The sequence below is a fragment of the Pseudomonas sp. Z18(2022) genome (assembly GCF_036346535.1).
Lineage (GTDB): Bacteria > Pseudomonadota > Gammaproteobacteria > Pseudomonadales > Pseudomonadaceae > Aquipseudomonas > Aquipseudomonas yamanorum_A.
Map to the genome: position 1 here is coordinate 123,241 of NZ_JAOTOA010000006.1, position 23,542 is coordinate 146,782.

Genomic DNA, 23,542 nt, shown 5'->3' on the forward strand with positions numbered 1-23,542 from the left:
CGTGAGGGTCGATCAGACAGTATTTACACATGCAGGCCCCCCAATGACCCAAGTCGACTTCTATATATTGCCCAGCGCCGATCCTTCCGCGCGCCTGGACTTTGCCTGCAAGCTCACCGAAAAAGCCTGGCGCATGGGCCATCGCATCTACCTGCATTGCAGCGACGCCGCCCAGCGTGACGACCTCGACGCCCGCCTGTGGCGCTTCAAGGGCGAAAGCTTCGTGCCACACGGCCCCGCCGAATCAGAGCCGCAAGGCCTGGTGGTGTTGGGTTTGGGCGACAGCTGTGGCGATCACACCGACCTGCTGGTCAACCTCGACCTGAAAGTACCGGCCTTCGCCAAAGGCTTCGCCCGTGTGGCGGAAGTGGTGGTGGAAGACCCGGCTATTCGTCAGGCCGCGCGGGAGAGTTTCCGCTTCTACCGCGAACAGGGCTATTCTCTGCAAGATCACCGGCTACAACGACTTTGAGCACATGATGGACACTCCAAACCCGCTAAAAGACTCTGATCACCTGCTGGACGACCTTGAGTCGATCCGCAAGCTGCTCGGTGATGATGAACTGCAACCGCCGCTGCTGACCGATGCGGTCAACGGTGACGTACAGATTCCCTTGCTGTTCGATATGGTCGGTGGCAAGCCTGTTGCCCCGGAACCGGTCGAAACGCCCGTTGCGCCAGCCGCGCAGGCTCCGGCCGTTGCCGTACCTGCCGCCGAAAAAGCCCCCGACGCCCTGCTGCTGCACCTGGACAACGAACTGCGCGCCGCCGCGCAACTGATCATGCAAGACGTGATCGACGATTTTGCCCCGCATATCGAAACCGAGATCAAGCGCCGGCTGGATGCGCGCATGGAGCGGTTGTTGAGCCAGTATCAGAACTGAGTTCGAACCCAAATCCCTGTGGGAGCTGGCTTGCCTGCGATAGTGGTTTTTCAGTCAACCTCATCAGTGACTGCTACACCGCAATCGCAGGCAAGCCAGCTCCCACATTTGCCCTATCCCCCGTTATACTTGTCGGCTTTCCTGAATTAATGCCAACTAGGGTCCCGCCGCGCATGGATAAGACCTACCAGCCGCACGCTATTGAAACTTCCTGGTACCAGACCTGGGAGTCCGAGAATTATTTCGCTCCGCAAGGCGCGGGCGATTCCTACACCATCATGATTCCGCCACCGAACGTCACTGGCAGCCTGCACATGGGCCATGGCTTCAACAACGCGATCATGGACGCCCTGATCCGCTTCCGCCGCATGCAGGGTCGCAACACCCTGTGGCAGCCGGGCACCGACCACGCCGGTATCGCCACCCAGATGCTGGTGGAACGCCAACTGGAAGCCACCGGCCAGAACCGTCACGACCTGGGCCGCGAGAAATTCCTCGAGAAAATCTGGGAATGGAAGGATCAGTCCGGCGGCAACATCAGCCGTCAGATCCGTCGCCTGGGTTCGTCCGTCGACTGGAGCCGCGAGCGCTTCACCATGGACGACGGCCTGTCGGAAGCCGTGAAAGAAGCCTTCGTACGCCTGCATGAAGACGGCCTGATCTACCGCGGCAAGCGCCTGGTCAACTGGGACACCAAACTGCACACGGCGATTTCCGACCTTGAAGTGGAAAACCACGACGAGAAAGGTTTCCTGTGGAACCTCAAGTATCCGCTGGCTGACGGCGCCAAGACCGCCGAAGGCAATGACTACCTGATCGTCGCCACCACTCGTCCGGAAACCATGCTCGGCGACGCCGCCGTCGCGGTTAACCCGAACGACGAGCGTTACCAGGCGCTGATCGGCAAGTTCGTCGAGCTGCCGCTGGTTGGCCGTCGCATCCCGATCATCGCGGACGACTACTGCGACCCTGAATTCGGCACCGGCTGCGTGAAGATCACCCCGGCCCACGATTTCAACGACTATGAAGTCGGCAAGCGCCACAACCTGCCGCTGCTGAACATTTTCGACAAGAACGCCGCCGTGCTGCCGGCCTGCCAGGTGTTCAACCTCGACGGCACGCTGAACGAAAGCATCGACGGCAAGATCCCGGCCGAATACGCCGGCCTCGACCGTTTTGAAGCGCGCAAGCAGATCGTTGCCGCCTTCGACGCTGCCGGCCTGCTGGTCAGTGTCGACGACCACGGCCTGAAAGTGCCGAAAGGCGACCGTTCCGGCACCATCATCGAGCCTTGGCTGACCGACCAGTGGTACGTGTCTACCAAACCTCTGGCTGAGCCGGCGATTGCTGCGGTGGAAGACGGCCGTATCGCCTTCGTGCCGAAACAGTACGAAAACATGTATTTCTCGTGGATGCGCGACATCCAGGACTGGTGCATCAGCCGTCAGCTGTGGTGGGGCCACCGGATTCCGGCCTGGTACGACGAGTCGGGCAAGGTCTACGTTGGCCGCGATGAAGCTGAAGTGCGTGCCAAGCACAACCTCGGCCCGGACGTGGCGCTGCAACAGGACAACGACGTACTGGACACCTGGTTCAGCTCGGGCCTGTGGACGTTCTCCACCTTGGGCTGGCCGGAAAAAACCGAGTTCCTCGAGAAATTCCACCCGACTGACGTGCTGGTGACCGGCTTCGACATCATTTTCTTCTGGGTCGCCCGGATGATCATGCTCACCATGCATTTGGTGAAAAACGAAGACGGCACCCCGCAGGTACCGTTCAAGACCGTGTACGTGCACGGCCTGGTACGTGATGGCCAGGGCCAGAAGATGTCCAAGTCCAAAGGCAACGTCCTGGACCCGCTGGACATCATCGACGGCATCGACCTGGAAACCCTGGTGCAGAAACGCACCTCGGGCCTGATGCAGCCGAAACTCGCGAAGAAGATCGAGAAGCAGACCCGCGATGAATTCGCCGACGGCATCGCCAGCTATGGCACCGATGCCCTGCGCTTCACTTTCTGCTCGCTGGCATCCACCGGTCGCGACATCAAGTTCGACATGGGCCGCGTCGAAGGCTATCGCAACTTCTGCAACAAGATCTGGAACGCCGCGCGCTACGTGCTCGATAAAGGCGAAGACTGCGGCCAGAACGGCGAGGCCATCGAGCTGTCCCTGGCGGACCGCTGGATCATCTCCCAGTTGCAGCGCACCGAAGCCGAAGTGACCCGCCAACTCGACCAGTTCCGCTTCGACCTCGCGGCGCAGGCCTTGTACGAGTTCATCTGGAACCAGTATTGCGACTGGTACCTGGAACTCTCCAAGCCGGTGCTGTGGGACGAGAACGCGCCGATCGAACGTCAGCGCGGCACCCGTCACACCCTGGTCCGCGTGCTGGAAGTGGCCCTGCGCCTGGCGCACCCGTTCATGCCGTTCATCACCGAAGAAATCTGGCAGCGCCTCGCGCCGCTGGCCGGCAAAGACGGCAAGACCATCATGCTGCAGCCTTGGCCGGTGGCCAACGAAGCGCGCATTGATGAGGCCGCCGAAAGCGATATCGAATGGCTCAAGACCCTGATGCTCGGCACGCGCAACATCCGCGCCGAAATGAACATCGGGCCGGGCAAGCCACTGGCGGTGTTCGTGAAGAACGCCAGCGCCGAAGATCAGCGTCGTCTCACCGAGAATGACGCGTTGCTGAAGAAGCTGGCGAAGCTGGAGTCGATCACCGTATTGGCGGCTGGCGCCGAAGCACCGCTGTCTGCTACCGCTCTGGTGGGCGAGATGGAAGTGCTGGTGCCAATGGCCGGCCTGATCGACAAAGGTGCCGAGCTTGCGCGTCTGGACAAGGAAATCCTGCGTCTGCAAGGCGAAGTGCAGCGGGTGGGCGGCAAGCTGTCCAACGCGGCGTTCGTCGACAAGGCGCCGGCCGAAGTCATCGAGAAAGAGCGCGCCAAGCTGGCCGAGGCTGAACAGGCCTTGGGCAAGCTGGCCGAGCAACACGCACGGATTTCCAGCCTTTAAGGGGCAGCCCGTGTGAAAAAAGAGACCTTCGGGTCTCTTTTTTTTGCCCGCAGAACACTGCTATTTCTCTTTGGAAACCCGATCAATGTGGGAGCTGGCTTGCCTGCGATGGCATCACCTCGGCCTGGCAGATGCACCGAATCGCCTGCATCGCAGGCAAGCCAGCTCCCACATTTGACCGAGTTCGACCAAGGAATGTGTGACAATACCCGCCACTTTTGAAACAACCCCAGAATCGACGCAGCCCATGACCGCCCCCAGCACACCCAAAGCACCGCGCAAGAAGCCCAAATCCACCACGCCGGCCAAGCCTGTCGTGCCCCGGAAAGAAGCCACCTTGCACCCGCGTAACCGCCACCAGGGCCGTTACGACTTCCAGGCGCTGATCAAGACCACGCCGGAACTGGCGCAATTCGTGATCATCAACCCGTACGGCAAGGAAAGCATCGACTTCGCCAGCCCCGACGCGGTACGAGTGTTCAACCGGGCGTTGCTCAAGGCGTTCTACGGCATCAATCACTGGGACATCCCCGCTGATTACCTCTGCCCACCGGTGCCAGGCCGCGCCGACTACGTGCACTTCCTCGCCGACCTGCTGGCCAGCGTCAACGAAGGCGTGATCCCCCGCGGTGCACCGGTGAAGGTGCTGGACATCGGCATGGGCGCCAACTGCGTCTACCCGTTGATCGGCTACAGCGAGTACCGCTGGAATTTCCTCGGCTCGGAAGTCGACCCCACCGCCGTGGCCGCCGCCAAGGCGATCGTGCAGTCCAACGGGCTGAACAAGGCCATCCAGCTGCGCCAGCAAACCAATCCCAAGCAGATCCTGCTGGGCCTGCTGGAGCCGGGCGAGCGTTTTGACCTGACCATGTGCAACCCGCCCTTCCACGCCTCGATGGATGAAGCGACCAAGGGCAGCGAGCGCAAATGGCGTGCATTGGGCAAGGCGGATCCGAAACGCAAACTGCCGGTATTGAACTTCGGTGGCCAGTCGGCGGAATTGTGGTGTGAAGGCGGTGAAGCGCGGTTTGTGACGCAGCTGATCGCTGAAAGCGCGCATTTCCAGCATAAAGTGCTGTGGTTCAGCACGCTGGTGTCCAAGGCGTCGAACCTGCCGGCGATCCAGACTGCGCTGAAAAAGGCCGGTGTACTGGAAAGCCAAGTGGTGGAGATGTCCCAGGGCCAGAAGCAGAGCCGCTTCGTCGCCTGGACCTTCCAGACCCCGAGCGAGCAACAGGTGTGGCGCCAGCGCTGGGCGCGCGACTAACCCTGTGGCGAGGGAGCTTGCTCCCGTTGGAGTGCGCAGCGCTCCCAGAATCTTGGGGCAGCTGTGCAACCCAACGGGAGCAAGCTCCCTCGCCACAGAAAGCACCGCATAAATCGCAGGCAACAAAAAACCGCGCCCGGATCACTCCGGAGCGCGGTTTTTTTTGCTGCGTCTTACTTGTTAACAGCGTCGGTCAGGCCTTTGGCCACAACCAGCTTGATAACTTTCTTGGCAGCGATTTCGATGGCAGCGCCAGTCGAAGGGTTACGGCCAGTACGGGCAGGACGCTCGGTCACTTTCAGTTTGCCAACGCCTGGCAGAGTGATTTCGCCGCCGTTTTCCAGCTGATCAGCAACGATCTGGCTCAGTTGGTCCAGCAGAGCACGCACGGTAGTTTTCGGTGCGTCTACAGCTTCAGCCAGATCAGCGATCAGTTGGTCTTTAGTAATAGCCATTGTGGTGTTCCTTCCCTATCAAATTCATTTGGATTGCAGAGTGCAGTGTCAGCCATCGAGCCCTGCCATCAAGGCCTGGCACCCAAGGGCTATAACCACGAAGATCGGGGTTATAGATACCTGAAACCGGGTTTGGTTCGACCTGACAAATGCTGAATGCACGCTTAACGCCCAGACTGCGCGTAAGACGGGGCAAAACTAGCACAGAGACGGGGAAATATCCGCCTCAACATACCCATTTGGTCAGCTTTATCGCTCTAAACCGTGAAAAAAAGGCATATGGCCTGTCGGAGAGCACCCAAAACGCCCTTCGAACAGCGCCATCCCCAGCGGGTGCGGTACACTGGCGACTTTTTCCGGGAGCCCCACCACTCCCCTTCAACCAGCCGAGAAGCCCATGCCGATCCGTCATTGCATCGTCCACCTGATCGACAAAAAACCCGACGGCACACCTGCAGTTCTCCACGCCCGCGACTCCGAGCTTGCCGAGTCGGCCGCCATCGAGAACATGCTTGCCGACCTCAACGAGAGCTATAACGCCAAACAAGGCAAGGCCTGGGGCTTTTTCCATGCCGAGTCCGGCGCGCACCCGTTCAGCGGCTGGTTGAAGGAATATTTCGATGGCGGCAAGGATTTCACCGCCTTCAGCCGCATTGCCGTGGAGCACCTGCAAAAGCTGATGGAGGAGTCCAACCTCTCCACCGGCGGCCACGTGCTGTTTGCCCACTATCAACAAGGCATGACCGATTACCTGGCCATCGCCCTGCTGCACCACAGTGAAGGCGTGGCCGTGACCGACCAGTTGGACGTGACCCCGTCCCGCCACCTGGACCTGGGCCAATTGCACCTGGCCGCGCGGATCAACGTCTCCGAGTGGCAGAACAACAAGCAGTCCAAGCAGTACATCTCGTTTATCAAGGGCAAGAACGGCAAGAAGGTCTCGGAGTACTTCCGCGACTTTATCGGCTGCCAGGAAGGCGTCGACGGCCCGGGCGAGACCCGCACCCTGCTCAAGGCTTTCAGTGACTTTGTGGAAAGCGAAGACCTGCCGGACGAATCCGCCCGCGAAAAAACCAAAACCCTGGTGGACTACGCCAGCAGCCAGGCCAAGCTCGGCGAACCGATGGGCCTGGAAGAGCTGTCGGGGCTGATCGACGAAGAGCGGCCAAAAGCCTTCTACGACCACATCCGCAACAAGGACTACGGCCTGTCGCCGGAAATTCCGGCGGATAAACGCACCCTGAACCAGTTCCGCCGCTTCACCGGGCGCGCCGAAGGCCTGTCCATCAGCTTTGAAGCGCACCTGCTGGGCGACAAGATCGAGTACGACGAAGCCGCCGGCACCTTGATCATCAAGGGCCTACCGACCCAGTTGACCGACCAGCTCAAGCGTCGCAACTGATGCTGGGCGGGGTTCTGAAGAAAGTCCTGCTGGTGTTGCTGGTGGTGGTGGTTTTCCAGAACTGGGGCAAGATCGAGCGGTTGTTCAACCCCTCGCAGGTGGTGTCGGAGCAAACACGCGTCGCTGCGCGCGTGGTGCTGTATTCCACCGAGTGGTGCGGCTACTGCAAGCAGACCCGGCGCTTCCTGGATTCCAAAGGGATTCCCTACCAGGAATTTGATATCGAGAAAGACGCCCAGGCGCGCAAGGCGTACGAGGCGTTGGGTGGTGGCGGGATTCCGTTTGTGGACGTGAATGGCACGCTGATTCGCGATTACAACCCCGAAGCGATCATGGCGGCCCTTAAGTAACGCAGCTTGTACGGTCTTACACCAGAACCTGTGGCGAGGGAGCTTGCTCCCGCTGGGCTGCGCAGCAGCCCCAAAACAGGTGCCTGAATTCCTCCAGGTTGAACCCGATTGTCAGGTTTAGGGCCGCTTCGCGCCCCAGCGGGAGCAAGCTCCCTCGCCACACGTCATTTGTCAGCTATTGATAGGCGTACGGAGCCCTAGAAGTTGGCCTCCAGGGAAACCATCGCCGTACGCTCCTCACCCACGTTGTAATACGCCGAACTGCCCGCCAGGCCATTCACCGGCGCCGAGTTGAACGACACGGTGCGCGCCGAACTCAAGTATTCCTTATCAAACACGTTGAGCATCGAGAAACGCAGCGCGGCCGACTTGAAGACCTTTTTGTCCACCGGCAGGTAAATACCAGCGTTGAGGTCGAACACGGTACGCCCGGAGATTTTCTCGTTGTTGGTCAAGTCGCCGTAGAAGGCACCCACGTACTTGCCGGCAATGTTGCCGTAGTAGCGCTTGTCGTCATACCCGAACACCAGGTTGAACATGTTGTCCGGCACGTTGGCCAGTTGGTTGCCCTTGGTCGGCAACAGCACGTTCTTGCTGACAAAGTCGTCTTGCTGCTCGGACTTGGTGTACGTGTACGACGCGTAGTAGTTGAAGTTGTACGGCAGCAGGCCGCTGAACTCCAGCTCCAGGCCTTTGTTGGTCACGTCACCGACGTTGGCCATCACGTAGTCACCGTTCAAGTCGGTGGTCGACAGCTGACGGTCCTTGAAGGTGATGTAGAACAGGGTGGCGCTCAGGGCCATCTTCTCTTCGGTGTAGCGCCAGCCCAGTTCCTGGTTCCAGCTCAGCTCGGGGTTCAGGTTGAGGGAATCACCCTTGTTGTACAGCACGTAGTTCTGCGGTGTGCGCATGTTGCGGGTGACGTTGTAGAACGCCTGGTTGCTCTCGTCGACCTGGTACTTGGCACTGAAGTTCGGCAGGAACTGATGGTAGCGGGCATTACGCTTTTCCGGCGTGTCGTACAGGCTGCCGAGGTTGTCGCCGTCACGCTCGACGTACTGGTACGCCAGGCCGCCGACAAAACTCAGGTCTGGCGTGGCTTGCCAGCTGTCCTGCACCCAGAGTTTCTGGGCCGGGGTCACGGTGTATTGATGGCGACCCTGGACGGTCTTGCCGTTCTTGTCGACCACCTGGCCGCCGCTGTTGTAATCGCCCCAGACGTCGTCCGGTGCACCCTCGCTGTTGATGCCGATATACGGCTGGGTCTGGCGCTGGCGAGCGCGCTCGTACCAGTAGCCGTAGTCCAGGCTGTGCTCTTCGTTGATGTCCCATTTCATTTTGACGGTGACGCCAGGGCGCCAGGTCTCGGTCCATGAAGGGCGGTAGTAGTTGGCCGACTTGAGGTTGCTCAGGTCGTAGTTGCCGCCCTTGTCGGACCTCGGCCCCAGGTTGGTGGCGGTCTGGCCGCTGAAGCTGCCGCCGTTGCCCCAGTAGTAGTAAGGCGCAACCGTCAGGGCCAGGTCATCCCGCAGGCGCCAGCGCTGGGTGAAGGTGGTCATGACACTTTCGAATGGGTTGCGGTTGAGCTTGTAGGAAGACGACAGCAAGCCGTTCTTGTAGACCGGCGTTTCCGAATAATCCAGGCGTCGGCCCTGCTGCTGGAACTGGGCCTTGCTCAAGGTGTTGTAGTTGTAGTTTTCCTGGGTGTTGTACTTCATGGTGAAGTTGCTGGTATTGCCGTTGTCGTCTTCGAACAGCGTGCTCCACTCCACCTTGTCGCCGCGCAGGGTGCCCTTGCCGCGCCACTTGTCGCCTTCGGTGTGAGAGGCCGAGACCCAGGTCTTGAAACCGCCGAGTTCGCCGGTGTTGATCCGCGCGAACGACTTGCGCAGGTTGTTCGAACCGATGGACTGCTTGACGAACAGCCCTGGCTCTTTGGTCGGCCGGATGGTGACCATGCCGATGTTGCCGCCGCTGGAACCGATGTGCGGGCCGTCCGCTTCGGAGGAGCCCTGGGTGACAAACACTTCGCCGACGTTTTCCGGGTCGCCCAACTGGTTGGCGTACACGCCGTAGCTGCCGGAGTCGTTGATCGGCACGCCGTCCATGGAAACCCCGACCTGGTCGGAGTTCATGCCGCGCATGGTGAAGCTGGTGCCGCTCATGCCGCTGGCGTCATCGTTCGAAACGTTGATGCCCGGCGTGTATTTGAGTTTGTCGATGGCGTTGGCCGTCGGGGACATTTCGTCCATGGCTTCCTTGGTCACGGTGGACCGGGCCTTGGCACTTTCTTCCTGAATCATGTGGCCGGTACCCAGGGTACGTTCGCCGGCGACGTGCACCGAACCGACGTCTTGGGAATCATCTGCCAGAACCAGCGGCGCAAAGCCGCCCAGGCCCGATGCTAAAAGCAGGGCATAGAGTTTGTTGTAGGTCACGAGTAGATCCCTTACATGCATCTATCTGTTGTTATCGGGGAGGTATTGGCGGGTTGGGCTGGGTGAACAGCGCCGCCAATCTTCCTGACCACCTGCTCAGGAATCCGAGGATCATCCGTGCATCACGTAACGATTTGGTTACAGGTTTTGATGATTGCGATGAAGGTTAAATGAAAGGTCCGCAAACACGGATGTGCCAAGGCATGGGGATTTGAAGGGAAAATGGTGCAAGTAATGACAGCGCTACGCCATTGCAGCGTAGCGCTCTGTATCTAGCGCAATACGATCATCCGACCGAGCAGCGAGTGTTGTTCAAACCCCAAAACCGCCTGCAGGGCATTGAGCACCGCCTGGGGATCCTTGCTCGGAAAACTGCCGCTGACGCGCCGGGCAGCGAGGTCGTCATTGAGCAGCAGAATGCGCCCGGGGTAGTAACGACCGAGGTCTTTCACCACGTCGGCCAGGGGCGCCTTGTAGTAGTTGAGCCAGCCATCACGCCAGGCCAGGCGCGACTCGCTGTCGACCGCGTGCAGCTCATCGGCGACACCGTCGGCGTAGGCCACTTGCTGGCCCGCCGTCAGAATCTGTTGTTGGCCATGTTTGGACGGCGTGACACCGACCCGCCCGGACAACACCGTCACTTGGGCGCCCGCCGGTTGCAGGCGCACTTCAAATTGCGTGCCCAGCACCCGCGCTTCACCGCTGCCGGCCTCGACCACGAAGGACTCGCCGGTGTGGGTCACGCTGAAAAAGCCGGCGCCACGGCGCAGCTGGATATGACGCTCGCCATGTTTGAAATCCACCGCGATGGCGCTGTCGGCGTCCAGGGTGACCTGGCTTTGATCAGCCAGGGTGACGGTCTTCACTTCGCCCGGTGCGGTGATGTAATCGGCGCCGAAGTCATCAACCCAACGCGACGGCTGCCAACCGGCTCCCATCGAAATCATCACTAGCAAGCAGGCGGCCATGGCCAGCGCACCGGACCAGCGCCGCACGCTGGAGCGCTTCGGGGTGTTCATCGCGTTCAAGTAGCCCTGCAATGCCAGGGCGTCCTCATCGGCCAGCTTTCTCGCCGGCACTTCACTCAATTCCCACAGTACCTGGGCTTGGGCGTAGGCCTCGACATGTGCCGGGTCGGCCCGCAGCCAACGGCTGAAGGTGGCCTGGTCGCCACTGCTGGGCTGGTCGTGCAACAGACTCAGCCAGGCCAGTGCGGCCTGTTCCTGGTCGGGCGTCGGGGTGACGCTGGCAGTGGAATTCACGGTGCTTTCCTTGGCGATGGTTCACGAAGGCTGGCCTTGCAGGCTTCGAGGGCACGCATCATATGTTTTTCCACGGCACTTTGGGACAGCCCCATGGCCTTGGCGATTTGTGCGTACTTGCGGCCATGGATGCGGTTGAGCAGGAAAATCTGCCGGGTGCGCTCCGGCAGGCTGCGCAACGCCGCTTCGACATGGCGCAAGTCATTGCCCGCCTCCAGCGCGGCCTGGGGCTCGGAGCCCTGGTTGTCCTGCTGTTCCGGCAGCCAGCCTTCATTGCTGCGCACCCGGGCGCCTTCGCTGCGCAGGTGGTCGATGGCGATATTGCCGGCACAGCGCAGCAGGTAGGTGCTGAGTTCCTCGACCTGCACCAAGGGCCGGCGCCAGAAGCGCAGGAACAAATCCTGCACCAGGTCCGCCGCCGTCGCACGGCACCCTACGCGTCGGCTGACCAACGCTTCCATCTGCGAACGCTGGGACAGGAACACTTGCAGAAAATGCGCCCGTCCGCCTGCCGCGTCGGCGTGCTGTTCGTTGGATTCGGGGGGCGTGGTGATCATCAAGGATGGCTCAAAGGGTGGCGAAGGCGGCAACCGGGCTGGCCAGCAGGCCGACGCCCGCCAGGATCAAGGCCAGCCTTGGCCGATACGGCAACAGCAACACCAGCAGCAACCCGCTGAGCATCAGTACCGCGCACCACTCCACCAGGCCCTGGCTCCAGGCAGTGGCGAGCACCGCCGGCCAGATCGAAACGATCAGCAGCAGCCAGCCGCCCACGCGCAAACCCAGGCGCCGACGGGGCGAAGGTTTACTGTGCAGCAGTTCGCCATGGTGACGGTCCATGGACAGGCACAACGCGGTAAACCCTGCGTAACACAGCAGCAACGCCAGGAGCATTCAGTTCACCTCGCCCTTGAGGGTCAATGGCCGGGCACGCTCGGCCTTGGGTTGGGTGACGCGGCGGTGCTGCATTTTCCAGGCCGCCCAGGCGAGGAACACGCCGCTGCCCAGGCAGGTCAGGTCGAAGCCGGCCATGGCCCAATCGCCGTTGGCCAGGGACACACCCAAGTGCTGGTTCGTGGTCAGCGCGTTGAGTATCGGCACGCCGATAAACAGCAGCGCGCCCACGCCCAATTGTTCAACCCAACCGCGGCGGCCAGGGCGCGCGACGGCATGCAGCACGCTCACGCCCCAGGCGATAAAGAAAGCGTTCACTTCCCAGTCCGACCGCCCGGCAAAGCTCACAGGCAGTAAACGGTTGGCCCAGAAAAATAGAGCGATGGCGATCATCAAGCCGGACATGCTGGCGACGTTCAGCACTTCCACCAGCCGCAGTTCAAGCGGCATCACCCCGGTTTTGGTGTGTTTGAGCTGACGCTTGCCCAGCCACATCACCAGCCCGGTGCCGATCATCGCCGTGCCCGCCAGGCCGCAGATGAAATACAACCAGCGCAACACCGGACCGGCGAAGTGACCCATGTGCAAGCCGTAGAAGCTGCCACCAATGGCTGCCGGCAAGGATTGCTCGCCGCTGACCCGCAACAGCTCGCCGGTGGTGCCGTTGAATGAGACGGTGCTGCCAAAGTCATGCACCACGCGATCCGACCCGGCGCGGAACACATTGACCGAGGCATTCACATCGCTTGGGTTATTCACCACCAGCCGCCCGACATGCCCACCGGCCCACTGCTCGCGCGCTTGCTCGTACATCGGGCCCAACGGCAACAACTGCCCCGGCTGGCCAAGGGCCGGCGCGTTGTCGGTGGCCGGAAACACATCATTGAAGAACGCCCGGGTGTCGTTGCCGTAGGAAGCGAGGATGCTCGCCGGCATCACCATGCTCATGAAAATCACCAGGCTGCTGTAGGTGATCATCAAGTGGAATGGCAGCACCAGCACACCGACCGCGTTATGCCCGTCGAGCCAGGAGCGCTGGCCCTTGCGCGGGCGGAAGGTGAAGAAGTCCTTGAAGATTTTCTTGTGGGTGATGATCCCGGTGATCAACGCCACGAACATCACCATCGCGGCGATAGTCGACAACCAGCGGCCCCACGGATACGGCATTTGCAACTGGAAGTGGAAGCGGTAGAAGAATTCGCCGCCCATGCTTTCCCGGGCCTGCACGGGCTGGCCGCTGACCGGGTCGAGGACTTTCTGGATGAAGTTACCGCGCTTGCCGGGGTCGACCTTGTCTTGCCACGACACCGTCAGGCCGGGCTCGCGCTGATCGGGCAAATTGATAAACCAGCGGGCAGCGTTAGGAGCCTGCTGTTGCAGCCACGTTTGCGCGAGGGCCAGACTGCGGGCGTCATCCAGGGAATGGGCCTGCACTTCCGGCTCCATCCAGTGGGTAATTTCGTCCTTGAAATACGACAAGGTGCCCGTCAGAAAAATCGCAAACAGCAGCCAGCCAAAAATCAGCCCGGCCCAGGTATGCAGCCAGGCCATGGCCTGGCGAAAGCCCTCTTTCATGGGCGCGCCATCCAATACGTCAACCCGGCGAACGTGGCCAGGATAGCGCTGGGCAGCAACACGCCAAACCAGGCGCGCCAGGCGGTACGGCAGGCAAAACACCAGATGACCGCCAACAGATAGAAGACAAACGAACTGAGCATGCCGCTGATCACTGCATCGGCGCGGCGGGTGGGCAGCCACAATGTCATGCACACACTGGCCAGGGACGCCAGCAGGTAACCGCCGACCACCGCCGCCAGCACGCGCGAAGTCACGGCCAAACGGTAGGACACGGGAAGTGAGGTTTTGCGTTTCATGCACAGGGCGCCAGGTTCGTCAGTGCGCAATATTAATGATAAATATTCTCATAAGCAAAAGAGAACGCATCCCTGGCAATTGCCGAACCGTCCTACTCGCCCTACAATGCGAACAATTCTTGTTCTCTAAAGCATGCGCATGCTGCCGGAGTGTTCGCGTTGCAGCCGTCCAACACCGTCGAAGTCCTGTACCACGACCATCACCACTGGCTCACCGGCTGGTTGAGACGCAAGCTCGGCTGCCCGGAAAGCGCCGCCGACCTGGCTCAGGACACCTTCATCCGCGTGCTTACCGCACGGGAAACCCCGACGCTGATCGAACCCCGCGCCTTCCTCACCACCATCGCCAAGCGCGTGCTATTCAACCATTACCGCCGCCAGGACCTGGAGCGCGCCTACCTCGACGCCCTGGCGCAAATGCCCGAGCACGTGGCGCCGTCGGAAGAAGAGCGGGCAATCATCCTGCAAACCCTGATGGAGCTGGACCAACTGCTGGATGGCTTGGCACCCATGGTTAAACGCGCGTTCCTGCTGTCCCAGCTCGACGGCCTGACCTACGCGCAAATCGGCGCGGAACTGGGGATCTCCATCGCCACGGTCAAGCGCCACCTGAATAAAGCGGCCATGCGCTGCTACTTCGCCTTATGAACTTCTCTACCCACGTCGCCGAACAAGCAGTGCACTGGCTGATGGAAATGCAGCAGGGCCCGCTCAACCCGCGCAAACAGGCGGCCTGGCAACAGTGGCTGGACGCCCACAGCGAACATCAGCGGGCGTGGGAGCAAATCCAGCGGGTGAACCAGCGGTTGCGCGGGATGCCCTCGCCGCTTGCCCACGCCGCGTTGAATGCACCGAAATCCAGCAGCCGCCGCCAGGCCCTGAAGCTGTTGCTGATCCTCGGCGCCGGCTCGGCAGCGGCCTGGGGCCTGCGCCAGCAACATATCCTGCCGCCGTTGAGCGCCGACTACCGCAGCCCCATCGGCCAGCGGCGCAAGTTCCAGCTGGCGGATGGCAGCCAGTTGCAGCTCAACACCGGCAGCGCCGTGGATGTGCACTTTGATGGCCAGCAACGCTTGATCCGCCTGCTCGAAGGCGAAATCCTGCTGACCGCCAAACCCGGCAACACCCCGCTGCGGGTCATCACCACCCAGGGCCTGCTCAGCGCCCAGGCGGCGCGGCTGAACGTGCGGCAGTTCAACGATCACACGCAGTTGGCGGTGTTTGACGGGCACGTCGACGTGATGCCCAACACCTATAGCGGTTTGCCGCTGTCCATCGACAAAGCCCATCAGGTCAATTTCACCCGCAAAGGCTGGGACACCGCGCGCCCCACGGATGCCGGCAGCGGTGCGTGGGCTGACGGGATGCTGGTGGCGGCCCACATGCGCCTGGAAGATTTCCTCGCCGAACTGAGCCGTTATCGCCGTGGCCAGCTCAACTGCGACCCGCAAGTCGCCAACCTGCTGATCTCCGGCAGCTACCCGCTGGACGACAGCGAACGAATCCTGGACCTGCTGCAAGTCAGCCTGCCGGTCAAAGTCCGGCGGTTTACCCGCTACTGGGTGACCGTCGAAGCCCGTGCCTGAATTATTTTCAGAACCCGTGAGCCGTTTTCCACCCCTCGCGTGACAGAGAAGGAAAGCCCCCCTTGATCCTTCCTTCTCAGGACCGCACTTCATGCCCCAGCAACCGACTCGCCTGACGCCACTCGCCCGCACCCTGCGCCACTTGTTGCTGGGGGCCAGCCTCAGTTTCAGCGCCGTGCCTTACGTGCTGGCAGCTGATGCAAAGCCCTACCGAATCGCCCCCACGTCGCTGGAAGCCGCGCTGAATCAATTTGGCCGGGAAGCCGGCGTACTGATTTCGTTTGGCTCGGACGTGACCGCAGGCCAGCAAAGCCACGGCCTGTCGGGCAACTACACCACCGAGGAAGGCTTGAACACCTTGCTCAAAGGCACCGGCCTGCAAGCCCGCGCCGAGGGCGACAATGCCTTCAGCCTGCAACCGGCCAATGCCCCGGCCACCCTTGAGCTGGGCACCTCCAACGTCGTGGGCGACTGGCTGGGGGATGCGGCGCAAACCAACGTCTTCGAACACCCCGGCGCCCGGGACGTGATCCGCCGCGAAGAATTCGAACGCCAGGGCGCGACACAGGCCCGCGACGTGCTCAACCGCATTCCCGGGGTCAACGCTCCGGAAAACAACGGCACCGGCAGCCACGACATGGCGCTGAACTTCGGCATTCGCGGGCTCAACCCACGCCTGGCCTCGCGCTCCACGGTGTTGATGGACGGCATCCCGGTGCCGTTCGCCCCGTATGGCCAACCGCAGTTGTCGTTCGCGCCCATCAGCATGGGCAACATGGACGCGGTGGACGTGGTGCGCGGCGGCGGCGCCGTGCGTTATGGCCCGCAGAACGTTGGCGGCATCGTCAACTTCGTGACCCGCGCGATTCCCGATGCGCCGACGGTGAAAGGTGGCTTGCAGACCGAAACCAGCCCGTCTTCCAGCCACGACGGCTTCAAGACCACCGGCAACCTGCTGGCCGGCGGCACGGCAGACAACGGCCTGGGCGGCGCGATCCTGTATTCCGGCACCCGTGGCGGCGACTGGCGCGAAAACAGCGACACCCGCATCGACGACCTGATCCTCAAGGGCAAATACCAGCTGGACGACGCCAACAGCTTCAACGCCATGGCGCAGTACTACGAAGGCAAGGCCGATATGCCCGGAGGCTTGAGCACCGCGGCCTACAAGGCGGACCCGTATCAGTCCACCCGCCCCTACGATCAGTTCTGGGGCCGCCGCACCATGTTCAACGCGGGCTATCGCTACCAGGAAGATCGCCGGGAATTCACGGTCAACAGCTTCTTCACCACCACCCTGCGCAGCGGCTACCTGGACCAGGGCAACTTCCTTTCCCTGTCGCCCCGCGAGTATTGGGTGCGCGGCCTCGAAACCCGCTTTGCCCAAGGCTTCGACCTCGGCCCCACCAGCCACGAAGTGGGCGTGGGCTACCGCTACATCAACGAAGCCGGCCACGAACTGCGCTACCGCACGCCGATTGCCGCCAACCAGCAATTGCCCACCACCGACAGCCGCAACGACCGCGACACCCGTGGCAGCACCGAAGCCAATGCGTTTTTCGTCGACGACCGGATTGATATCGGCAAGTGGACCATCACCCCGGGCATCCGCTACGAGATGATCGAATCCCAGCAGACCAACAACCTGAGCAACGTCAAATACAAGGGTGACTACAATACCGCCCTGCCGGCGTTGAACGTGCTCTACCACCTGACCGAAGACTGGAACCTCTACGCCAACACCGAAGGTTCGTTCGGCAGCGTGCAGTACAGCCAGATGCCCAACCGCGTGACCAGCGGCGAAGTGAAGCCGGAAAAGGCCCGCACCTGGGAACTCGGCACGCGCTATGACAATGGCACCTTGCGGGCCGAGATCGGCGCGTTCCTGATCAACTTCGACAACCAGTACGACAGCAACCAGACCAACGACACCGTGATCGCCCGGGGCGAAACCCGTCACCAAGGCATCGAGTCCAGCATCAACTATGCCCTCGACGGCTTGAGCCCGGCGCTCGCCGGTTTTGATGTGTACGCGACCTACGCCTACGTCGACGCCACCATCCGCGAAGACGGCCCGAACAAAGGCAACCGCGTGCCCTTCTCTTCCAAGCACAAAGGCACCCTCGGGGTGGGTTACACCGAAGGACGCTGGAAGTTGAATGTGGACAGCAGCTACCAGAGCAGCCAGTTCGCCGACAACGCCAACACTGAAGCGCAAAGTGCCGACGGCAGCACCGGACGCATCCCTGGCTACATGTTGTTCAGCAGCCGCGCGGCGTACGACTTTGGCCCGCAGCTGTCGGATTTGAACGTGGCAGTGGGTGTGAAAAATATCTTCAACAAGCAGTACTACACCCGCTCGTTTGACGATAACAACAAGGGCAAATACGTCGGTGAGCCGCGCACGCTGTATGTGCAGACGTCCATCGCGTTCTGATCAACTGCCCGCCAGGCACGACGGTGTGCCGGCCACCAACGCATCGATGGCACACCGGGTCTTGGCCGGCATGTGCGTCGCCGTGGGCCAAATGACATGGATCGGCATCGGTTGCTCGCGGTGGCCCGGCAGTACTGCCTGCAGTTGCCCGCGCAATACGTAGTGGGCGATCAGCCAACTGGGCAGCCAGGCCAGGCCGACCCCGGCGATGGCGGCATCGGCCACGGCCTGCAGGTCATCGAGGATCAACGGCGAGGCCACCCGCTCTCGGTGCGAGGCATTGCTGCGGTAGGCAATGCCCCGATGCACGGCGAGGTCCTCGATGGATTCGATTCGGGGTGTGCGCTGCAGGTACGCGGGTGACGCCGCCAGGGCAATCGCCTGTTCGCCGAGGCGACGTGCGCTCAGGCGGTCGGTGTCGGGCAACGCGCCGATGCGTACCGCCAGATCGAAGCCTTCCTGGGCCAGGTCGATCAGACGGTCGGAGAAGGAAATCTCGATCTCCAACTGCGGAAAACGGTCCATCAGCGCCCACAACGCCGGCGCCGCATAGTGGTGGCCGAACGCCAATGGCAAGCTCGCCCGCAACCGTCCCCGTGGCTGCTGGCGGCCGCTTTCCAGCACGGATTCGGCGGCTTCCAACTCCGCCAGCGCACGCAGGCAATGTTCGTAATAGGCCTGCCCGTCTTCGGTCAATCGCTGGCGCCGGGTAGAGCGTTGCAATAAAGACGTACCCAGCCGCGCCTCCAGGCGAGCCAGGCCCTTGCCCACCGCCGAGCGCGTGAGGTTCAGCCGTTCGGCGGCCTCGGTCAGATTGCCGCTCTCGACGATCTGCAAAAACAGTTCAACACCATCAAAGCGCGGGGTAGCCATGGTCGTTTGTCGCCCTTTATTCCCTTATCGCAGGAAGAAGTATCGCCAATAAAGAATTCTATTCCCGCAAAAATGACACCTTCCCCCATCGAAAGGAAGAGGCCATGCCACCCGACGCCGTTGTAACCGCCATAACCCCGTCACGCACCGCCAGGGACGGCCTGGCGCTCACCGCCGTGTGCCTGGTGGCGCTGATGTTCGGGCTGGAGATTTCCAGCGTGCCGGTCATCCTGCCCACCCTTGAACAGCAACTGGGCACCGGCTTCCAGGACGCCCAATGGATCATGAACGCCTACACCCTGGCCTGCACCAGCGTGCTGATGGCGGCGGGCACCTTGGCCGATCGCTTCGGCCGGCGGCGTGTGCTGGTGCTGTGCCTGTGGGTATTCGGGCTGGCGTCGCTGGCCTGTGGGCTGGCCAATGATGCCTCCACGCTGATCGCGGCGCGTTTTGTCCAGGGCGTGGGTGCCGGGGCCATGATGATCTGCCAGTTCGCGATCCTGTCGCACCAGTTCCGCGAGCAGGCGGCACGGGCGCGGGCCTTTGCGGTGTGGGGCGTGATCGCCGGTGTTGGCCTGGGTTTTGGGCCGATGGTGGGTGCGTTGATCCTGGCCGTCGCGGATTGGCGCTGGGTGTTCCTGGTGCATGTGCCGCTCACCTTGGTCACCCTGGCCTTGCTGCGCATCAGCGTGCAGGAGTCCCGCGACCCGGCGGCCCATCGCCTCGACATCGCCGGCATGGCCACCCTGACCCTGGCGGTGTTTGCCCTGGTCTACTTCATCACCCAGGGCACCGCGAGCGGCTTTGCCACACCGGCCATGCTCGGCTGGGCCGGACTGTCGGTGGCGGGCTTGCTGTTGTTCGTGGTGATTGAGCGGCGCAGCCCGCACCCGATGTTCGACTTCTCGGTGTTTCGCATCCCGCGCTTCAACGGCGCGCTGATGGGCTCGATCGGCATGAACTTCAGCTTCTGGCCCTTCATGATCTACCTGCCGCTGTATTTCCAGGCCGGCCTGGGTTACGACACGATGCTCACCGGGCTCGCTCTGCTCGCCTACACACTGCCCACGTTGATAGTGCCGCCGCTGGCCGAACGCCTGGCCCTGCGTTACGGCGCCGAACGCGTCATCCCGTTGGGCCTGGGCCTGATGGGCGTGGGGTTTTTGGCCATGGCCGCGATCAACCATAGCGGCCAGCCCAGCGTGGTATTGATCCTGATCGCCTGTGGGATGGCCGGCAGCGGCTTGGCGCTGACCAACTCGCCCACCACCAACACCACCACCGGCTCGGTGTCGTCGGACCGGGCGGGGATGGCCTCGGGCATCGACTTCAGCGCACGGCTGATCACCCTGGCACTCAACATCGCGTTGATGGGGCTGGTGTTGATACTCGGGATCACTCATTACCTGGCTGGCGTACTGCCCGACACGGCACCGTTGGCCGCCCTCAGTCAGGACATCGCTGCCGGCAAGCTGGAGGTGTTGGCGCAAGGCCCGATGATCGCCCAGGCCGCGCTGCGCAACGGTGCCGGTTGGGCCATGGTGTATGCCGGTTTGGGCGCGTGCGCACTGGCGGTGTTGAGCCGCAGCTTTTTCCGACGCAGCCCGCGCTGACCTTTTGCGCATAAAAAAACGGGCCTGCATCTGCAGGCCCGTTTTCAGTGGGGTTGAAAAAGTATCAGCTATCAGCTGTTAAGCGCAGCCTGTTCGTTTTCCAAAAATTCCTCTTCAAGCTCGGCCTCGTCGGCCTTGGTATTGGGCAGGCTTTGGCCCGCGGCGCGTGGTTTGCCGCGCAGTTTGCCGTACAGATGCTCCAGGGCATGCTCCAGCTTGGTGGCCGCACCATCGATCGCCTGTTCCAGCGTATCGGCTTTATGGAGGACCGAAATCGGTTGATGGCCTTTTGGCCGTGCTTCCAGTCGGCAACTCAGATCATGTGGACCGGGCTTGTCACCGTTCTCGTCCCGCAGGTAAACCTCGACGCGGGTCAGATCTTCTTCGTAACGTTCGAGCGTGCTCTCAATGGTGGTACGTACCCACTCCTCCAGTCGGATGCTGCTTTCAATATGGTTATCGCTATTGACTTGGATTTGCATAGTTTTCCCTTATTTCAGCTAGCTCGCGGAAGGCCATTCCTGCTTCACCGGATGGGTGAAAACCATGACCTCCTGATTACACAATTGAGCAGACAGAGGAACATTTCAAGCCCTTTGCAAAGATAAATCCCACATTACAAATTAACCCTGACTACAACCAAAAACGCTGTTAGGGTGGGGAGTTGGTTACATCTTCTTACCGCCAACTTCCTTACAATTGCCCCTCTCCCAACGGGTGCAATCCGCGAAAAATCCCGGCTTCCTCCACCAGCCAGTCATGCACCGCCCGCACGCCCGGATGGCTCAGCGCGCCCGGCGCATACAGCAGCACGTAACGTTTGTGATTGGGCACTGCCAGGCCGAACGGCACGATCAAGGTGCCCCGCTCCAATTCATCATTGAGCAAGGTGCGCCGGGCAATCGCCACGCCCATGCCGGCAATGGCCGCTTCGATGGTCAGGTGGTTACGGTTGAAGGTATGCCCGCGCCGTACGTCGGCAGCGTCGTAGCCGATGGCATTCAGGTAGAACTCCCACTCCGCATACTCATAACTCCCACGCCAGGCGGTGATGTCGTGCAACAGCGGGAAATGCACCAGGTCGGCCGGGCCATGCAGCGGCGGTCGCCCGCGCAGCAGGCTCGGTGCGCACACCGGGAAAATCTGCTCGTCCAACAGGGCTGTGGATAACAAGCCGGGGTAGCTGCCGTCGTTCAGGTCGATGGCCAGGTCGAAGTCGCCCTCGTGCAGGGCGATGCTGCTGTCTTCGGCGACCATGCGCAGTTGAATGTCCGGGAAACGCTGCTGCAAACGCGGCAGGCGCGGGGTCAGCCATTTGCCGAGAAACGACGGAATCGAGCGCAGGCGCAACGTACCGCTGATCATCCCGGCATCCAGGCGCTGCAACTCCGCATCGATGCTGCCATAGGCCTCGCCCACGGTGATCGCCAGCCGCTGGCCTTCTGCGCTCAGCTCAACCCCGCGTGCGCGCCGATGAAACAGCCGGAAGCCTAAACGCTCTTCCAATTGGCGAATTTGCTGGCTCACCGCGCCCGGGGTGATGTGCAGTTCTTCGGCGCAGCGGGTGAACGACAAATGCCGCGCGGCGCAGGAAAAAACGTGCAACCAGACGTAAGTCTGGCCATGAAGCGGGCGAGCCATAGGGTTTAGTCCTGCTAAAGGGTGTCTTAGGATAATTCGTTGGTCAGTGCCGATCCAGAGGCTCAGTATCGCGCCAATTCCGCTTGTCCTACAAAAGATGGCAGCGATTCGTACTCCATTGCTTGTAAGGGTTTAGCATGGCTATCAGTGTTTTCGATCTATTCAAGGTAGGCATTGGCCCTTCCAGCTCCCATACCGTCGGCCCCATGCGGGCGGCGGCGACCTTCGTCCAGGGGCTGACTGACCAACAACTACTCGACGAAACCCGTCGCGTCGAAGTGCGTTTGTACGGCTCGTTGTCCGCCACCGGCGTCGGCCACGCCACCGACCGCGCCTGCGTCATGGGCCTGATGGGCGAATGGCCAGACAGCATCGACCCGACCAGCATCGGCCTACGTATCCAGCAGTTGCGCGAATCCGGCCAATTGCTGCTCGCCGGCCGCAACTCAATTGCCTTCAACTGGCAACACGACCTCCTGCTGCTGGACGAAAGCCTGCCTTACCACCCCAACGCCATGTCCCTGCACGCCTACGGCGAAAACGGCCTGCTGAGCGAACAGACGTACTACTCGGTGGGCGGCGGTTTCATCATCGAAGCGGCGGAAGCTGAATCCGGCATTGCGCCTACCAGCGAAGTGCAATTGCCCTACGACTTCTCCAGCGCCGTCGAACTGCTGGCCTTGTGCAACAAACATGGCCTACGTGTTTCCGAACTGATGATGGCCAACGAGCGGGCCTGGCGCAGCGATGCCGAGATCCGCAGCGGCCTGCTGCATATCTGGTCGGTGATGCGTGAATGCGTCGAACAAGGCCTGCGCCACGAAGGCATCCTGCCCGGCGGCCTGGATGTGCCACGGCGCGCAGCGAAACTGCACCGCAGCCTGTTGGAGATCGGCAAACCCAACGTCATCACTTCAACCTTGTCGGCCATGGAATGGGTCAACCTGTTCGCCCTCGCCGTCAACGAAGAAAACGCGGCCGGCGGGCGCATGGTCACCGCGCCCACCAATGGCGCAGCGGGGATCATCCCGGCAGTGTTGCACTACTACATGAAGTTCAACCCGGACGCGTCCGACGATGACGTAGTGAATTTCTTCCTGGCTGCCGCCGCCGTCGGCATCCTCTGCAAGAAAAACGCCTCGATCTCCGGCGCCGAAGTCGGCTGCCAGGGCGAAGTCGGTTCCGCCTGTGCCATGGCCGCTGCCGGCCTTGCCGACATACTCGGCGCGTCCCCGGAACAACTGGAAAACGCCGCCGAAATCGGCCTGGAACACAACCTCGGCCTGACCTGCGACCCGGTAGGCGGGTTGGTCCAGGTGCCGTGCATCGAGCGCAACGCCATCGCGGCGGTCAAGGCGATCAACGCCACGCAAATGGCCCTGCGCGGCGACGGCAAACACTTCATCTCCCTGGACCGGGTGATCCGCACCATGCGCGACACCGGCGCCGACATGCACGACAAATACAAAGAAACTTCACGGGGCGGCCTGGCGGTCAGCTGGGTGGAGTGCTGATCGGAGCACTCCTGCCGCCCCAACGTGAGCCC

The 23,542-nt window shown here is 61.7% G+C and carries 21 protein-coding genes; 11 read left to right on the plus strand and 10 right to left on the minus strand.

The window, feature by feature from the left end; genetic code table 11:
* Nucleotides 1–43 precede the first annotated feature (43 nt).
* The 4 genes from V3W39_RS15580 to rlmF all read left to right on the plus strand — a co-directional run bounded on the left by V3W39_RS15580 (nucleotide 44) and on the right by rlmF (nucleotide 5,171).
* Nucleotides 44–472 carry a DNA polymerase III subunit chi gene (locus V3W39_RS15580; protein WP_177047192.1) on the plus strand — a complete coding sequence of 143 codons (429 nt, stop codon included), beginning with the start codon at nucleotides 44–46 and terminating at the stop codon, nucleotides 470–472.
* 7 nt (nucleotides 473–479) lie between these two features.
* Nucleotides 480–884, plus strand: a complete 405-nt coding sequence (locus tag V3W39_RS15585) for a DNA polymerase III subunit chi (protein WP_177047275.1) — start codon at nucleotides 480–482, stop codon at nucleotides 882–884.
* Nucleotides 885–1,057: 173 nt separating this feature from the next.
* Nucleotides 1,058–3,904 carry a valine--tRNA ligase gene (locus tag V3W39_RS15590; RefSeq protein WP_177047202.1) on the plus strand — a complete coding sequence of 949 codons (2,847 nt, stop codon included), beginning with the start codon at nucleotides 1,058–1,060 and terminating at the stop codon, nucleotides 3,902–3,904.
* 247 nt (nucleotides 3,905–4,151) lie between these two features.
* Entirely contained in the window at nucleotides 4,152–5,171 is a 1,020-nt protein-coding gene (gene rlmF / locus V3W39_RS15595) for a 23S rRNA (adenine(1618)-N(6))-methyltransferase RlmF (RefSeq protein ID WP_177047203.1), read from the plus strand.
* Nucleotides 5,172–5,344: 173 nt separating this feature from the next.
* Here the strand turns inward: rlmF and V3W39_RS15600 are convergent, their stop codons facing one another.
* Complete coding sequence (locus V3W39_RS15600) at nucleotides 5,345–5,626, minus strand: HU family DNA-binding protein (RefSeq protein WP_003212743.1); 282 nt, start codon at nucleotides 5,624–5,626, stop codon at nucleotides 5,345–5,347.
* Between the two features lie 397 nt (nucleotides 5,627–6,023).
* On the opposite strand from V3W39_RS15600, the gene yejK reads away from it, so the two are divergent.
* Complete coding sequence (gene yejK, locus V3W39_RS15605; RefSeq protein ID WP_010176940.1) at nucleotides 6,024–7,028, plus strand: nucleoid-associated protein YejK; 1,005 nt, start codon at nucleotides 6,024–6,026, stop codon at nucleotides 7,026–7,028.
* Nucleotides 7,028–7,378, plus strand: a complete 351-nt coding sequence (locus V3W39_RS15610; protein ID WP_330212921.1) for a glutaredoxin family protein — start codon at nucleotides 7,028–7,030, stop codon at nucleotides 7,376–7,378. The genes yejK and V3W39_RS15610 overlap by 1 nt, the downstream gene beginning before the upstream one ends.
* A 197-nt stretch (nucleotides 7,379–7,575) precedes the next feature.
* Here V3W39_RS15610 and V3W39_RS15615 read toward each other — a convergent pair whose 3' ends face one another.
* The 6 genes from V3W39_RS15615 to V3W39_RS15640 form a co-directional block, all read right to left on the minus strand.
* Nucleotides 7,576–9,816 (minus strand): TonB-dependent receptor, encoded by a 2,241-nt coding sequence (locus V3W39_RS15615; protein WP_330212922.1) that lies wholly within the window; start codon nucleotides 9,814–9,816, stop codon nucleotides 7,576–7,578.
* A 272-nt stretch (nucleotides 9,817–10,088) separates the two neighbouring features.
* The gene (locus tag V3W39_RS15620) at nucleotides 10,089–11,078 is read right to left on the minus strand and encodes a FecR family protein (RefSeq protein WP_330212923.1); all 990 of its coding nucleotides are present in this window, start codon (nucleotides 11,076–11,078) and stop codon (nucleotides 10,089–10,091) included.
* Nucleotides 11,075–11,635, minus strand: coding sequence for an RNA polymerase sigma factor (locus V3W39_RS15625; protein WP_177075376.1), 561 nt, complete (start codon nucleotides 11,633–11,635; stop codon nucleotides 11,075–11,077). Before V3W39_RS15625 ends, V3W39_RS15620 begins: the two co-directional genes overlap by 4 nt.
* Before the next feature lie 10 nt (nucleotides 11,636–11,645).
* Nucleotides 11,646–11,972, minus strand: coding sequence for a DUF3325 domain-containing protein (locus V3W39_RS15630; RefSeq protein WP_330212924.1), 327 nt, complete (start codon nucleotides 11,970–11,972; stop codon nucleotides 11,646–11,648).
* On the minus strand, nucleotides 11,973–13,547 hold the full coding sequence (locus V3W39_RS15635) for a PepSY-associated TM helix domain-containing protein (RefSeq protein ID WP_330212925.1): 1,575 nt from the start codon (nucleotides 13,545–13,547) through the stop codon (nucleotides 11,973–11,975). It lies immediately after the preceding gene.
* Nucleotides 13,544–13,846, minus strand: coding sequence for a DUF3649 domain-containing protein (locus V3W39_RS15640; RefSeq protein ID WP_177047218.1), 303 nt, complete (start codon nucleotides 13,844–13,846; stop codon nucleotides 13,544–13,546). The genes V3W39_RS15635 and V3W39_RS15640 overlap by 4 nt, the downstream gene beginning before the upstream one ends.
* 159 nt (nucleotides 13,847–14,005) lie before the next feature.
* Between V3W39_RS15640 and V3W39_RS15645 the strand changes: the two genes are divergently transcribed.
* From V3W39_RS15645 to fecA, 3 genes are all read left to right on the plus strand, one after another.
* On the plus strand, nucleotides 14,006–14,494 hold the full coding sequence (locus tag V3W39_RS15645; protein ID WP_177047219.1) for a sigma-70 family RNA polymerase sigma factor: 489 nt from the start codon (nucleotides 14,006–14,008) through the stop codon (nucleotides 14,492–14,494).
* Nucleotides 14,491–15,432 carry a FecR domain-containing protein gene (locus V3W39_RS15650; protein ID WP_330212926.1) on the plus strand — a complete coding sequence of 314 codons (942 nt, stop codon included), beginning with the start codon at nucleotides 14,491–14,493 and terminating at the stop codon, nucleotides 15,430–15,432. The genes V3W39_RS15645 and V3W39_RS15650 overlap by 4 nt, the downstream gene beginning before the upstream one ends.
* 91 nt (nucleotides 15,433–15,523) lie before the next feature.
* Nucleotides 15,524–17,869, plus strand: a complete 2,346-nt coding sequence (gene fecA / locus V3W39_RS15655; RefSeq protein ID WP_330212927.1) for a TonB-dependent Fe(3+) dicitrate receptor FecA — start codon at nucleotides 15,524–15,526, stop codon at nucleotides 17,867–17,869.
* Here the strand turns inward: fecA and V3W39_RS15660 are convergent, their stop codons facing one another.
* Nucleotides 17,870–18,742 carry a LysR family transcriptional regulator gene (locus V3W39_RS15660; RefSeq protein WP_177047225.1) on the minus strand — a complete coding sequence of 291 codons (873 nt, stop codon included), beginning with the start codon at nucleotides 18,740–18,742 and terminating at the stop codon, nucleotides 17,870–17,872.
* 104 nt (nucleotides 18,743–18,846) lie between these two features.
* On the opposite strand from V3W39_RS15660, the gene V3W39_RS15665 reads away from it, so the two are divergent.
* Nucleotides 18,847–20,355 (plus strand): MFS transporter, encoded by a 1,509-nt coding sequence (locus V3W39_RS15665; protein WP_330212928.1) that lies wholly within the window; start codon nucleotides 18,847–18,849, stop codon nucleotides 20,353–20,355.
* Between the two features lie 71 nt (nucleotides 20,356–20,426).
* Here the strand turns inward: V3W39_RS15665 and V3W39_RS15670 are convergent, their stop codons facing one another.
* Nucleotides 20,427–20,837 (minus strand): HPF/RaiA family ribosome-associated protein, encoded by a 411-nt coding sequence (locus V3W39_RS15670; RefSeq protein WP_330212929.1) that lies wholly within the window; start codon nucleotides 20,835–20,837, stop codon nucleotides 20,427–20,429.
* Between the two features lie 211 nt (nucleotides 20,838–21,048).
* Nucleotides 21,049–21,996: a LysR substrate-binding domain-containing protein gene (locus tag V3W39_RS15675; protein ID WP_010176953.1), complete on the minus strand. Its 948-nt coding sequence runs from the start codon at nucleotides 21,994–21,996 to the stop codon at nucleotides 21,049–21,051.
* Nucleotides 21,997–22,133: 137 nt separating this feature from the next.
* On the opposite strand from V3W39_RS15675, the gene V3W39_RS15680 reads away from it, so the two are divergent.
* Nucleotides 22,134–23,510: an L-serine ammonia-lyase gene (locus V3W39_RS15680; RefSeq protein ID WP_330212930.1), complete on the plus strand. Its 1,377-nt coding sequence runs from the start codon at nucleotides 22,134–22,136 to the stop codon at nucleotides 23,508–23,510.
* Nucleotides 23,511–23,542 lie beyond the last annotated feature (32 nt).